The following is a 13,840-nucleotide window of genomic DNA, read 5'->3' on the forward strand; positions in this document are numbered from 1 at the left end:
ACCCCTGAAGGGCTTCACCATGACTCGTTGCCGCACCGCGACGGCAGCAGCCGTCGGCGTGGCCGCACTCGCCTGCGTCGCTGCCCTGCCGCAGAGCAGCCTGAACCACTCCCACCGGCATCTGGCGGGATACTCGATCGGCACCCCGGTCGTCGACAAGGTAAAGGGCGGTCCGTGGACCCTCGCCCAGGGGGACCCGGCGTTCGGCTCCACCATCAGCGTCGGCGGGGTGACCTACCCCAATGTGGCCGTCGACCCGTCCGGCACCGGTGCCGTGCCCGCGCAGAGCGGATCGACAGGCACCCCCGGTCCGCTCACCGGTTACTGCTCCGCCGACAACGGCACCAGCTCGGCGACCGGCACCGTGCTGCGCCAGCCCAAGGGCACGGTGCTGCCGATGCAGCCGTACTACTTCCCCTTCGTCACCAGTGACGACGGCGGCCGGACGCTGACCGGCTTCTTCGACTACCGGCCCAAGGACACGAACGAGGCGGTCGTCTCGGCCACCTCGACCGACCACGGCAAGACCTGGAAGTACACCGGCGAGGCGCTGGAGCAGAACGCCGGCCTGTGCGCCACCGGCAACACCAACGACGACGGCCAGGGCCACGCCTTCGTGCTGTCCGTCCCCGGTTACGGTGGCAACGGCGAGGCGGGCAGCGGAAAGCGCGCGCAGGTGCTGTACACCCTGAGCCGTCCCACCGGGGACGCGCTGGGCGTCAACCTGATCGTCCACAAGCTCTCGCCCAAGGGTGGCGACCCGCTGGCCGGGCTGCCCGCGACCGAGCCGGTCGGCAAGGGCGGCAGCACCGCCGCGACCGCGGCGGTCAGCATCCCGGCCGGTCCGACCGGTGCGGGCGTCACCGTGAACGTCGGCTCGACCACCGGCTTCGAGCAGCCGGGCCACTTCAATGTCGACGGCCACATCCTGGACTGCAACGACGCCGCCGCCACGGCCACCGCGCTGACCGGGTGCACCACCCGCGACACGGCCGGGGTCGGCGTCGCGGCGGGCGACGCGGTCACGGCCGACGCGGCGATCCCGGCGGGCGCCGACCAGACCTCGGGCCTGATCGCCCCCGACGGCATCATCAGCACCCTGTCGCACTACCAGGGCGCGCCCAGGGGCAGTGTCGCCGTGCTCTACACCGAGAAGATCCTCAACTACTTCACCCCGACCACCACCACGGCGGCCGTGACGCTGCCTGCCGCCACCATCCCGGTCGGCGACACCACCGCGCTCCAGCCGACCGGCGGCTCGGTCACCGTGAGCCTGGGCACCGCGGCCGGCATCGTGCAGGTCAGCTGCACCGGCGCGAACGCCACCACGGTTGACGGAGGCCCTGCCCTGACCGGCTGCACCGGGGGCACCGGCGCGGTGGCCAAGGGCAGCAGCGTCGGCGCCCCCGGCGCTGCCACCGTTCCCTACGCCCAACTGGCCGCGATCGGCGAGGGCAAGAACAAGCCCAAGTCGCTCTACGGCAACAACGAGGACTACTCGGTGGTCCGCGCCGCCTACACCTACGACGGCGTGCACTTCACCGACCTCGGCCAGGTCTCCGGGCTCAACGACCCGACCTCCGGCAGTGACTCGGTGCTGCGCTGGGTCGGCTCGCGCGGCACGGTCATCACCAACCCGGACGGGACCTACGGCCTGTTCCTGTCCGGCGCCTATGCCTCGGACGGTGACAGCGACGCCTTCAACCAGATCTTCTACTCCTCCTCCAAGGACGGGAAGAACTGGAGCACCCCGCAGAGGCTGATCGGGACCGACTACACCTTCTCCGCCCTGGCGAAGCAGGCGACCAGCGGCGGCGCGCTCGGCCTCTCCGGCTACTACTCGGGCCGGGTCTACGACCCGACCGTGGTGCAGAACCGCAACGGCACGCTGACCATGCTGTTCGCCGGCTACTCCACGCCCAAGCCGCTGCCGGTCACCGGCTCGGTCGTCGGCACCGACCCGAGCAGCCTCTACACGGTCCCGGCGGCGCAGCCTGCCGAGTACCGCACCATCCTCAGCGTGACCCTGCGTCCGAACTGGACGCGCTGACCGGTCCGGCGTGACCCCGGCCTGCCGCCTGTCCTGCTGTCCGTCCGGGCGGCGGGCCGGGAGGCAGGCCGTGCGGGCGGACGGGGCTGCTGCCGATGAAGCGGCCCACCGACCCGGCGAGGATCTTCTGCAGCAGGCTGTAGGCGAGGATCGGCAGCAGCACCGCCGGGTGGTCCGGTATCCGCGTCGCCGCCAGTACGGCACTGGCACTGCTGTTGTTCATTCCCGAGGCGTAGGTGAGCGCCACCGCCTCGCCCCGGTCGCAGCTGAGCCGGCCCGCGATCACCCACCCGCACAGGAACGACACCGAGCACATCAGCGCCGCCGCGGCGACCACCAGCAGCAGGAAGTCCGGATCCGGCTTGCGGATCACCTGCCGCAGCGCCCCGCAGGCGTTGGTGTAGCTGAGGGTGACCACAACGGTCAGGTTCACCAGCCGGATCACCGGCAGGGCCGGGCCCAGGCCGCCCAGGCCACCCATGCCGCCTGGCCTGTCCGTGCCCCGGCCGATCCTGCTGACGATCCGTCCGGTCAGCAGCCCCAGCAGACAGGGCAGCACCACGATCATGACCGCGAACAGGCTGCCGGCCGTCTTCGCCGCGGCGTGCAGATCGGAGGCGTAGCCACCGGTGGTGAGGAATCCGCCCAGGTGCAGACCGAGCGGGATGGTCAGCGGGCTCAGCAGGGTGGAGCCCAGCACCAGGCCCAGGCTGAGAGTGGCACTGCCCTCGTCGCCCTGGGAGAAGACGGTGGCGCCGGCCGCCACCGGCATCGCCCCGATCAGGGCGAGGCCGGCCAGCAGACTCTGCGCCTCGTGCGGGTTGTGCCACCCCTCCGCGCCGATCGAGGCCAGCGCCAGCAGCACGCTGGGCAGCAGCGCGTTGATGGCCAGCCCCAGGGCCAGCGGCCCTGGGCGGCGCAGCAGCGCGGGCAACTGCTCCGCCTTGGCGGTCAGCCCGGCGTTGAAGACCACCACGGCCAGCAGCCCCGCCTGCAGGGGGAGCGCGGTGGCGCCGATCCGTCCGAGCGTGACGGACCGAACCGCCTCCCCGGGACCGGGCAGGACGGCGGCCAGGGCATACGCGCCGAACATGATCCACAGCAGCTGTCGCTGCAGTGCCCGGACGAGTGCGGCGATGAGGGCGAGTACTCCGGTTCCCGGCTTTCGGTGCCGGTTGCGTTCCCTGTGTTCACTGAGTTCACTGCGAGATGGCGACGATTCAGCCATGAAGATTCCCCGATCAGTCAGTGATCGACCGGTCCGCGATCGACGGTCGACCCGGTCAGGGGTCGATGGGGTCGATCAGTTGATCCGGACCTGGTATGACCGCATCACGTCGGCGGGGTCGATGTCACGTCAGATCGGCGTGGATCACCTGATCGAGTGGTTTGGGGGTAGCTTTGTCTACACCGCTGTAGACGAAGCCTGTGCGGATCCAGTGGTACGGACACAAACCCAGCAGCGAATCCAGGAGAAGGCGCATGCGACACACCCAGCAGGCATGGTCGTGGCTGCAGTCCCGGGAGGGTGGCGAGGCCATGCTCTTCATCGCCCAGGCCGTCGTCCTCTGGTTCTGGGCGGGATGGCCCTCCTGAGCTGCACCGCCGCGCTTCGGCTGACGGTCGGATCGGGCTGATCAGACCGCTGGGAGCAGCAGACTGACGGTCAGTCCGCCCTCCGGACGGGCCTCGGCGGTGACGCTGCCGCCGTGAGCCGTGGCGACGGCGCGGACGATGGACAGGCCGAGCCCCGCACCCTCGGGAGGCTCCGGCACCGCGGCCCGGCCCAGCCCCCGGCCGCCGCGCTGGAAGGGCTCGAAGAGCAGGCCGATCCGGTCGGCCGACAGCACAGGACCGTCGTTGACGACCGTGAGCTCGACCCGGTCGGCGCCGGACCGCGCGCTGATGATCCGCAGCAGGCCGCCTTCGCTGCCGTACTTCACCGCGTTGTCCAGCAGGTTCGACACCGCGATGCCCAGCAGTGCGACATTGCCGCGCAGCGGAGCGGGTTCGAGCTCGGTCTCCACCCGCAACCGCCGGTCCCGGGAGCGGGCGGCGACCCGGTCCATCGCCTCGGCGGCGATGTCGGCGAGGTCGTCCTCCTCCGGATCGGCGACCCGCTGCTCCGAGCGGGCCAGCGTGAGCAGGGCGTCGATCAGGTGCTGGGCCCGAACCGTGGAGTCGGCCACGTCATGCGCCATGCTGCGCCACTGCTCCTGGTCCGGCTCCGGTTTCGCCAGGGTGACCTCGACGGCGGTACGGGTCAGTGCGAGCGGGGTGCGCAGCTCGTGGCTGGCGTTGGCGACGAAGCGGCGCTGGGCCGCGAAGGCCGCGTCCAGGCGTTCGAGCATCTGGTCGAACGTGTCGCCGAGCTCCTTGAGCTCGTCCGAGGGGCCGGACAGGTTGAGCCGCTCGTGCAGGGTGGTGCCGCTGGCGCGGCGGGCGGCGGCGGTGATGTCGGCGATCGGCCGCAGCAGCCGGCCGGCGACCCACCAGCCGACCAGCGCCGAGACCGCGACCACCAGGACCAGCAGCACCAGGGCGACCCGGAGCAGATGGGAGGCGGCGGCGTCGCGGATCTGGTCGCTCAGGCCGACGAAGTGGTCGTGGTCGGGGTCCAGGCTGCTGGGGATCTGGTCGGCGGGCAGCGGCTGGAAGATGAAGTGGTAGAAGGCCGTGGTCAGGGCCAGCACCAGGGCGCTGCCGCCGAGGGTGAACAGCGCGGCGTAGATGAGAGTGAGCCGGGCCCTGATGGTGAGCGGGGGCATCGCCGGCCGCCTCACACGGTGATCCGGTAGCCCGCGCCGACCACCGTCTCCACCAGCTCGGGAGCCCCGAGCTTGCGGCGCAGCCGGTTGACGGTGACCCGGACGGTGTTGGTGAACGGGTCCGCGTGCTCGTCCCAGGCGCGTTCCAGCAGCTGCTCCTGGCTGAGGACGGCGCCGTCGGCGGCCATCAGCAGCTGCAGCACGGCGAACTCCTTGGTGGTGAGCGCGACCGGCTGCCCGGAGCGGTGGACCGTCCGGCGGAGGGTGTCCATGGTCACATCCCCGCAGCTGAGCACGGCGGTGTGGGACCGGCCCCGGCGGGCCAGGGCCTGGATGCGCAGGGTCAGTTCGGCGAAGGAGAACGGCTTGCCCAGGTAGTCGTCCGCGCCCAGGGCCAGGCCGTCGACCCGGTCGTCGGTCCCGGAGAGCGCGGTGAGCATCAGCACCATCGGCGCCTCGGCGCGTCCGGTCAGCTCGCGGCAGACCTGGTCGCCGCTGCGGCCGGGCAGGTCGCGGTCCAGGACCAGGACGTCGTAGCCGCTGGTGAGGTCGATCTTGGCCAGGGCCTGCTCGCCGTCATGGCACACGTCGACCGCCATGCCCTGGTCGCGCAGACCCTCGGCGATGCGCTCGGCCAGCCGCACCTCGTCCTCCACCAGCAGTATCCGCATGGGGTCATTCTCTCCCGACGCCGGAGTGCCGCTTGTGCCGCATGGGGTGTATGCGGCGTATGCACCGTTCGTTCGCATGGGCGTGGCATGGCGTGGCGTGGCGCTGAGCTGGGGCGGTTCACGCGTCCCGGTCTCCGGACGGTTCCGGTCGTGGCCGCCACCGCCGTGTGGGCCACCATGCAACGGGCGACGAGCTCAGCGCTCGCGTCAGTGCGCCGAGCTGGGTCAGCAGAGCGCAGCCGATCAGCGCGGCCAGCAGCCACCCGGCGAGGACGTCGGTTGGCCAGTGCACCCCGAGGTAGACCCGGTCGACGCCGACTGCGACCGCCCACAGGGCCGGGCCGAGCACGGCGGCGGCTCGGGTTGGCGGGCGGTGAGAACGCCTCAGCAGGGCGGCGGACAGTCCGATGGCGAGCAGCGCCGAGGTGGTGGTGTGCCCGGAGGGGAACGCATGGCCGGAGGCGTACGCGAGCCAGTCAGCCCGGGGTGGGCGAGGGCGGGCGATCGCCGTGGCGAGCGAGATGCGCAGCAGCTCGGCCAGTGCCAGTGCCGTCATCCCGACCAGTGCGCCGCGCCACCACCAGCGCCGGGTGCCGGTGGCGAGGGCGCCTGCGAGGGCTGCGATGGCATAGGCGGGCGCCCCGGTGCCGGTGACCGCCAGATCGACGCCGAAGCGGTCGAGGGCGGGGTGACGGTGCGTCAGCACCCAGTTGTGCAAGGCGCTGTCGACGCCGAACGGACGGCCGTCGCGGGCGAGCACCAGGGCCGTCAGGGTTGTGAGGGCCGCGAGGCCCACGAGGCCCACGAGGAACAGGGCCGCGGTGAGCATGCGGAGGGGGAGGCGCCGGTGGGGTTGTGCGATCACTGCCACAACCTAACGTCTACCGCGTTGTAGACCTTCGATGCGCAAGTAAGAACGACCCCCCTCTGGAATGCTTGGGGCGCGGCTGGGTAAGGTATGCCTAAGCTAAGCAGGCCGAGCAGAAGGATCATTCATGTGGGACGACGCATTCCCGAGCTTTCTCATCGGGCTGAGAGAGGGACTGGAGGCTGGCCTCGTCGTCTCCATCCTCGTGGCCACCCTGGTCCGGAGTGACCAGAAGTCGCGTCTCCCGCAGGTGTGGACCGGCGTCCTGGCGGCGATCGCACTCTCGCTCAGCTTCGGCGCGGTACTCACCTTCACCGCGCACAGCCTCTCCGCCACCGCGCAGGAGGCGTTCGGCGGCACCCTGAGTGTGATCGCGGTCGCGTTCGTCACCGGGATGGTCTTCTGGATGCGGCGCAACGCCCGGAACCTCTCCAGCGAGTTGAGGGAGAAGATCGGCGCCGCGCTGGTGGTCGGCTCGGGCATGCTCGTCGCGACCAGCTTCCTCGCGGTGGGCCGCGAGGGCCTGGAGACGGCGCTGTTCATCTGGACCACCGCGCAGACGGCGGGGGAGTCCACCGGCCCGCTGGTCGGCGCGGCCATCGGACTGGTGCTCTCGGTGGTGCTCTGCTGGGCGCTGTACCGACGGGTGCTGAAGATCAATCTGACCCGGTTCTTCACCTGGACCGGAGCGGGCCTGATCGTCATCGCCGCCGGAGTCCTCGGCTACGGCATGCGGGACCTCCAGGAGGGCGGCATCCTCCCCGGCATCCACGCCTTGGCCGTCGACGTCAGCAGCAGCATCGACGCCAACTCCTGGTACGCCACCCTGGTCCAGGGCGTGTTCAACCTGACGACCCAGATGACCTGGCTTCAGATCGTCGCGTACGGCGTCTACCTGATTGTGGTGATGACCCTGTTCCTGAGGGGAGTTCGCGCACCGAAGGTTGCGGCAGCTGCGGCTGCTCCGGTGGCGGAGGCGGCAACAACGGCGGCTGAGCCGGTGGCGGTTTCGGCCTCGGTTTCGACGGCCGCGACGGCGTCCGAGGCAGCGTCCGAGCCGACGGCGGAGTCCGGGGCGGGATCCGCGCGCAAGGCAGAGGCGGCGACCGAGGAACCGGCACCAGTGTCCGAGGAACCGGCACCCGCGACCGAGGCGGAGCCCGTCGCGGCAGGTGGCGCAGGGGGAGAGGGAAAGCGCCCGCGTCCCCGGTGGCTCGTTCCGGTCGTCGTGGTCGCCGTCCCGGCGGTCGTCGCCGGCCTGGTGATCGCGACCGGCAACGGCAAGCCCGCTTCAGCGGCGACCGTCACCGTCTCACCCACTGAGTGCGGCAAGGGCTTCACCGCGCCGAAGCCGGGCCAGCAGACCTTCCAGATGCACAACACCGGCAAGGTCACCTCCGAGGTGTACCTGGTCGATCCCAGCAGCAACGCCGTCTTCGGCGAGATCGAGGGACTGGCTCCCGGCACCACCCGCGCGCTCACCGCCACCATCGGCAAGGGCACCTACGCCTGGCGCTGCGTGCCCACCGGAGGCCAGGCCGTCACCTCGGCCAGCGTCACCGTCAGCGGCGGAGGGACGGTCCAGGCCGTACTGCCGCTCGCCGCAGCCGACTTGGACGCACCGCTTGCCGCCTACAAGGCCTACGTCAACGCGGGCCTGGCCACCCTGGTCACCGAGACCGACAAGCTGCAGGCCGACGTCAAGGCCGGCAACCTCACTGCCGCGAAGGCCGACTGGCTCACTGCACACCTGCAGTACGCCTCGCTGGGTGCCGCGTACGGCACCTTCTCCGACTTCGACTCGAAGATCAACGGTCGTGCGGACGGGCTGACCGACGGGGTCCACGACAAGGACTTCACCGGCTTCCACCGCCTCGAGTACGGACTGTGGCACGGGGAGTCCGCACAGAGCCTGACGTCCGTGGCCGCCCAGCTGTCGACGGATGTCGCGGGACTGCGCAAGGCCTTCCCGAGTCAGGACTTCGACCCGACCGACCTGCCACTGCGCACCCACGAGATCCTGGAGAACACGCTCCAGTTCGAGCTGACCGGTGACACCGACGAGGGCAGCGGCTCCAACCTGGCCACCGCTCAGGCCAACCTGGCCGGCACCAAGGAACTGCTCTCGGTGCTCCGCCCGCTCATCACCAAGCGCAGCCCCACGCTGATTGGCACCGTCGACGCCGACATCGCGCGGCTGTCCGGACTGCTGGACGCCCAGCACCAGGGCGTCACCTGGACGCCCGTCGAGCAGCTCGACCCGACCGTCCGCGCCACCATCAACGGCGCCACCGGGCAGCTGCTGGAAGACCTTTCGCCCATCCCCGACCTGCTCGAGATCCGGAAGTCCGCCTGATGACTGACACTGACCAGTACCAGCCTTCGACGGGAAGTTGCCCCTTCGGTTTCGGGAGCGGAGCCGGCACGTCGCGCCGTACCGTCGTCAAGACGGCGCTGGGCGCGGGTGCCGCGGGTGCCGCGATAGCGACCGGCGCGGTCGTCCTCGGCACCGGCTCCGCCTCGGCCGCCGCCCCCGCGTCAGCCGATTCGACGAGCAATGGATCGGTCGCCTTCCACGGCGTCCACCAGGCCGGGGTCATCACACCCGCGCCTGCGTACGCCATCTTCCTCTCCATGGACGTCGTCGCGGCCGACCGCAAGGGCCTGCAGACCCTGTTGCAGACCCTCACCGAGCGGATCCGCTTCCTCACCTCCGGCGGAACCCCACCCGACCTGGGCGTCGGTGCGCCGCCGTCCGACAACGGCATCCTCGGCCCGGTCGTCCCGACGGACAACCTCACCGTGACCGTCGGCGTCGGCGCGTCCCTCTTCGACGGACGCTACGGGCTGGCCGCGCAGAAGCCCCGCAAGCTCACCGCGATGCGGACGTTCCCCAACGACAACCTCAAGGTCGCGGAGTCGCACGGCGACCTCTCGCTGCAGATCTGCGCAGACCGCCAGGACACCGTGCTGCACGCGATGCGCGACATCGCCAAGCACACCCGCGGGCAGATGCAGGTCAAGTGGCGGATCGACGGCTTCCAGAGCACCCCGCGTCCCACCGGCGCCCAGCGCAACCTGCTGGGCTTCAAGGACGGCATCGCCAACCCCGACGTCACCTCCACCCGCGAGATGGACCGCCTGGTGTGGGTGGACGCGGGCGCAGGCGAACCGGCGTGGGCGACGGCCGGCAGCTACCAGGTGATCCGGATCATCCGGATGCTGGTGGAGTTCTGGGACCGGGTCTCCTTGAGCGAGCAGGAGAAGATGTTCGGCCGCCGGAAGGACACCGGCGCTCCGCTGGACGGCGCCAACGAGACCGACATCCCCGACTACGCCAAGGACCCGCAGGGCACGGCGATCCCGCTGGACGCCCACATCCGGATCGCCAACCCCCGCACCACCAAGACCGACGACTCCCGCATCCTGCGCCGCGGCTTCAACTACGACCGCGGCATCGACTCGGTGGGCAACCTGGACATGGGCCTGGCCTTCTGCTGCTACCAGCAGGACGTACAGCGCCAGTTCGAGGCAGTGCAGACCCGGCTGATCGACGAGCCCCTGGTCGACTACATCTCCCCGACGGGCGGCGGCTACTTCTTCGTCCTGCCGGGGGTGAAGGACTCCTCGGACTGGCTGGGGAGCGGACTCCTGGCGACGGCGGTGAGCTGAGGGGGGCGGGGCGGGTGGTCGGTCGGGGGAGGCGGGGCGTCGCCGTCGGTGGCGAGGCGGGGTCCGTCGCCCGGCCGAGCCCCCGTCCCGACGCCGTCTCTGACGTGCGCGTTCGCTCCCGATGACCGTCCGCCGCCTCCGTGGGGCACGCCGGTCCGTGCCTGGCTGGGGTGGCTCGGCTCCGCCTCGCGGCAACCACGAGGAGCGGGGGCGGTTGGTGGGGCGTGCATTGCCGGGTGCGCGCCGGTGCCCTCCCGGGGCGGAGCTGCAGAAACGTTCCCTCATGGTGCCTTCGGCTGAACTCGGGTCACTTTTGGTACGCCGGGGCACTTTTGGTACATGAATCTCTGGATGAATCGGGCATATCGGCAAGATAAAGTGACACCTTGTCCCGAAAGTGACCCCGGTTTGAGCGACTGACCTGGTTTTGGGGTCACTCGACCTACTTTGGGGTCACTCGTCCGACGAAATGTGACTGGTATGTCCGATATGACGTCAAGGCAGTGACCCCAAAGTAGGTCGAGTGACCCTAAAATGGTGAATTCTGCCAGCCCCGCGCCCCCGCCGCACGGTCCGCGCCGGAGCGCCCCACCCCCGGCCCTGTCGCGCGGCGGAGCCGCTTCTGTCCGGGCGGAGCCCGGGAGACGGCGGTCATGCGCCTCGCCGAGCGTTGTCGTTGCAGGCGTGGGGCGTTACCTCCGCCCACCGCGAAACGCTCCGCGCCGGAGCGCCCCGCCCCCGGTCCTGTCGCGCGGCGGAGCCGCTTCTGTCCGGGCGGAGCCCGGGAGGTGGTGGGTGCGGTCGCGGCATGGGTGGTGCCGTTGCAGGTGTGGGGCGTCAACTGCCTGGCTGTCTTCAGTTGTTGAAGCCAAGCGGGTCAACCTGGTTGCTTCCTGTGCAAGGGGTTGACCGGTTCGGCGTTCCATTGAACACTCAACAGCCATGGGTCCTTGGTGACACGTGAGTCGGGATGACGACCTGTCGGCTGATGACCATGCATTCGCCCAGGCCGGGGCTCCGCTGCCGGCCGTTCGCGTACAGTGCCGCCCCCGCCGTTCCCACCTGACGGCGGGGGCTTCTCCGCTCACCAGGCGCACAGGGGCGTGCCGCCTTGAAGAGAGGCAGAGCCGTATGCACACCACCCTCAACAGCAGGTCAATGAACAACCGCAGCCGTCTCCGCCGGGCGACGGTGTGTGCCGTTGCGCTGGTCAGTACGCTCGGGCTGGCCGGGGCCGGGGCGCCCGCTGCGTCCGCTCGGTCGGTGTCGGTCACCGGGGATGCCCGGGTGGACCGGTTGTTGGCCAGGATGACCCTGGACGAGAAGCTCTCCATGATCGAGGGGCAGGCCGAGGCCGCGTCCACCAACCAGTACCAGGCCGGGTATCTGCCGGGCGTCCCGCGGTTGGGGATTCCCTCGCTGCGGTTGAGTGACGGGCCGCCCGGAGTGATCACCAAGCAGGACTCCACCGGGATGACCGCCACCATGGGCGTCGCCGCCACCTTCAGTCGGAGCGATGCCCGGCTCAACGGCGAGGTGATCGGGCGCGATGCCAGGGCTTTGGGGCAGGACGTGGTGCTGGAGCCGTTCGTGAACATGGACCGGGACACCTCCTGGTCCCGGGGCTTCAACACCTTCGGTGAGGACCCGCTGCTGACTGGTCAGACCGGTGCGGCCGAGATCACCGGGATCCAGAGCCAGGGCACGATGGCGCAGGTCAAGCACTACATCGCCTATGACGGCGGCAACAACATGAGCGTGGACCAGCAGAGCCTGCACGAGATCTACCTGCAGCCCTTCGCCGATGCCGTCAACGCCGGTGTGTCCTCGGTGATGTGCTCCTACAACGTCGTCAACAGTGCCCAGGCGTGCGGCAATTCGGACGCTCTGACGACGATCCTGCGTGACGAGCTCGGCTTCAAGGGATTCGTGACCTCGGACTGGGGCGCCAACCACGCCACCGGCTACCTCAACGCCGGTCTGGACATGGAGATGCCCGGAGGCGGGTTCGGCGGGCTGCTGCCCGCGTTCTTCACCTCCGCCGCGCTCAAGGCGGCGATCGCCAACGGTTCGGTCCAGGAGTCCCGGGTGACTCAGGCGGTGGGACGCATCCTCTACGAGTACGACCGCTTCGGGCTGTTGGACGGCAGGTCCAAGCACGGCGTCACCCCGTTGCCTACCGCGGCGGACGAGAAGGCCGTGCTCAAGACGGGTCAGGACGCCGCCACTCTGCTCAAGAACGACGGGTCCACCCTTCCGTTGGGCGAGAAGTCGCTGTCCTCGCTGGCGCTGATCGGACCGGGCGCAGGGCAGACCATCGCCACGGACGGCGGCGGCGAGAAGTCCGGCGGCCTGGTCGCCCAGCAGACCGGGACGTACCAGGTGCTGCAGCAGGAGTTGGGCCGCCGCGACAGCTCCGGCATCAGCTACTCGGTCGGGGACGACATGACCGGAACAACGGTGCCGGCCTCGGCGCTGTCGCACGGCGGGCAGCCCGGGCTGCTTCGGGCCGGCGGCGGTGTCGACGGGACGCTGGACTTCACCGGCGGCAATGCCCTGTCTGCGGGTCAGGCTGAGTCCTGGAGCGGCACGTTGACGGTTCATCAGACCGGCGACTACTGGCTGAACATCCAGGCCCTCGGCGCCACCGTGGGCCTGACCGTGGACGGGACCACGCTGACCACCGTGGGTGCCGGCTTCACTAGCGCTCCTCGGTACGGCGTGGTTCACGCGACCGACGGCAACGGTCCGTTGCCGACCACCGACGGCCTCGCCAACGGACGTACGCTCGTCCATCTGACCGCCGGTGCGCACACCCTGGCGGTCGCGGCCACGCCCGATGTGTCGGGCAGGCCGGTCCAGGTTCGACTGGACTGGGTCACCCCGGCGCAGCAGCAGGCCGCCCACGACGCCGCGGTGAACGCCGCGCGCCACGCGGGCACGGCAGTGGTGTTCGCCTGGAGCGCCGGTGATCTGTCCAAGCCACTGCCGGAGGGGCAGGACCAGCTGATCGCCGATGTGGCGGCGGTCAACCCCAACACCGTGGTCGTGCTGAACACCAGCCAGCCTGTGGCCATGCCGTGGCTCGGCAAGGTGAAGTCGGTGCTGGAGATGTGGTACCCGGGCGACAGGGGCGGTCAGGCGACTGCTGACGTCCTGCTCGGCAAGGTGGACCCGGGCGGGAAGCTGCCCTTCACCTGGCCGGTTTCGCTCAGCCAGGAGGTCGCGCACCAGGCTGCCCACCCGGAGCGCAGCTCCGCCGGCGTCGGCGGCTCCGGGACCTGCGTCCCCTTCGGCGCGACCCTGCTCAACTGCCCGGTCACCACGTACTCCGAGGGCGTCGACGTCGGCTACCGGTTCTACGCGGCCACCGGCGAGACCCCGTTGTTTCCCTTCGGCTACGGGCTGAGCTACAGCCGGTTCCGGTATGCGGACCTGTCGGCGCACCGGACCGCTGACGGCCTCGCCGTCAGCTTCCGGGTCAGCAACACCGGGTCCAGCACCGGGGACGCCGTGCCGCAGCTCTACCTCGGGGCACCGCAGAACCCGCCCGCGGGCGCGCAGTTCGCCCCGACCGCGCTGGCCGGGTACGACCGGGTCCGGCTGGCGCCGGGCCAGTCCCGGACGGTCACCATCACCATTCCGGTCCGGCAGCTCCAGTACTGGTCCACCGCGGCCAACGGCTGGAGGACGGCTCTCGGCGCCCGCTCGCTGACTCTGGGCACCGACGCCACCACCGGCGTTCTGTCGCGGACCGTCACAGTCGGCGGCTGAGCCTTCGGAGTCCGGGCCGTCGGGGATGATGGTCGCC

Annotated in this window: 8 protein-coding genes; 4 read left to right on the plus strand and 4 right to left on the minus strand. The window is 70.4% G+C overall.

The window, feature by feature from the left end; translation table 11 throughout:
• Positions 1 to 19: 19 nt before the first annotated feature.
• Entirely contained in the window at positions 20 to 2,050 is a 2,031-nt protein-coding gene (locus tag ABH941_RS01475) for a hypothetical protein (protein ID WP_370126662.1), read from the plus strand.
• Here the strand turns inward: ABH941_RS01475 and ABH941_RS01480 are convergent.
• The 4 genes from ABH941_RS01480 to ABH941_RS01495 all read right to left on the minus strand — a co-directional run bounded on the left by ABH941_RS01480 (position 2,016) and on the right by ABH941_RS01495 (position 6,354).
• The gene (locus tag ABH941_RS01480; RefSeq protein ID WP_370126663.1) at positions 2,016 to 3,278 is read right to left on the minus strand and encodes a bile acid:sodium symporter family protein; all 1,263 of its coding nucleotides are present in this window, start codon (positions 3,276 to 3,278) and stop codon (positions 2,016 to 2,018) included. The two genes, ABH941_RS01475 and ABH941_RS01480, sit on opposite strands and share 35 nt — an antisense overlap.
• Before the next feature lie 409 nt (positions 3,279 to 3,687).
• Positions 3,688 to 4,818, minus strand: a complete 1,131-nt coding sequence (locus ABH941_RS01485; protein WP_370126664.1) for a sensor histidine kinase — start codon at positions 4,816 to 4,818, stop codon at positions 3,688 to 3,690.
• 11 nt (positions 4,819 to 4,829) lie between these two features.
• Entirely contained in the window at positions 4,830 to 5,489 is a 660-nt protein-coding gene (locus ABH941_RS01490) for a response regulator transcription factor (RefSeq protein ID WP_133998435.1), read from the minus strand.
• Between the two features lie 118 nt (positions 5,490 to 5,607).
• Entirely contained in the window at positions 5,608 to 6,354 is a 747-nt protein-coding gene (locus ABH941_RS01495; RefSeq protein ID WP_370126665.1) for a phosphatase PAP2 family protein, read from the minus strand.
• A gap of 130 nt (positions 6,355 to 6,484) precedes the next feature.
• Here ABH941_RS01495 and efeU point away from each other — a divergent pair, with 130 nt between their 5' ends.
• From efeU to ABH941_RS01510, 3 genes are all read left to right on the plus strand, one after another.
• Positions 6,485 to 8,713, plus strand: coding sequence for an iron uptake transporter permease EfeU (gene efeU / locus ABH941_RS01500; protein ID WP_370126666.1), 2,229 nt, complete (start codon positions 6,485 to 6,487; stop codon positions 8,711 to 8,713).
• Positions 8,713 to 10,029 carry an iron uptake transporter deferrochelatase/peroxidase subunit gene (gene efeB, locus ABH941_RS01505; protein WP_370126667.1) on the plus strand — a complete coding sequence of 439 codons (1,317 nt, stop codon included), beginning with the start codon at positions 8,713 to 8,715 and terminating at the stop codon, positions 10,027 to 10,029. Before efeU ends, efeB begins: the two co-directional genes overlap by 1 nt.
• A 1,131-nt stretch (positions 10,030 to 11,160) precedes the next feature.
• A complete protein-coding gene (locus ABH941_RS01510; RefSeq protein WP_370126668.1) occupies positions 11,161 to 13,803 on the plus strand; it encodes a beta-glucosidase in 2,643 nt (880 codons plus the stop codon).
• The last annotated feature ends 37 nt before the right edge of the window (positions 13,804 to 13,840 follow it).

The organism is Streptacidiphilus sp. EB103A, from assembly GCF_041261405.1.
Lineage (GTDB): Bacteria > Actinomycetota > Actinomycetes > Streptomycetales > Streptomycetaceae > Streptacidiphilus.

What these genes read in the sequence shown, in the direction of transcription:
- efeB (WP_370126667.1), top strand. Translation starts at nt 8,713, where the DNA reads ATGACTGACACTGACCAGTACCAGCCTTCGACGGGAAGTTGCCCCTTC.
- efeU (WP_370126666.1), top strand. Translation starts at nt 6,485, where the DNA reads ATGTGGGACGACGCATTCCCGAGCTTTCTCATCGGGCTGAGAGAGGGA.
- ABH941_RS01490 (WP_133998435.1), bottom strand. Translation starts at nt 5,489, where the DNA reads ATGCGGATACTGCTGGTGGAGGACGAGGTGCGGCTGGCCGAGCGCATC.
- ABH941_RS01475 (WP_370126662.1), top strand. Translation starts at nt 20, where the DNA reads ATGACTCGTTGCCGCACCGCGACGGCAGCAGCCGTCGGCGTGGCCGCA.
- ABH941_RS01485 (WP_370126664.1), bottom strand. Translation starts at nt 4,818, where the DNA reads ATGCCCCCGCTCACCATCAGGGCCCGGCTCACTCTCATCTACGCCGCG.
- ABH941_RS01480 (WP_370126663.1), bottom strand. Translation starts at nt 3,278, where the DNA reads ATGGCTGAATCGTCGCCATCTCGCAGTGAACTCAGTGAACACAGGGAA.
- ABH941_RS01510 (WP_370126668.1), top strand. Translation starts at nt 11,161, where the DNA reads ATGCACACCACCCTCAACAGCAGGTCAATGAACAACCGCAGCCGTCTC.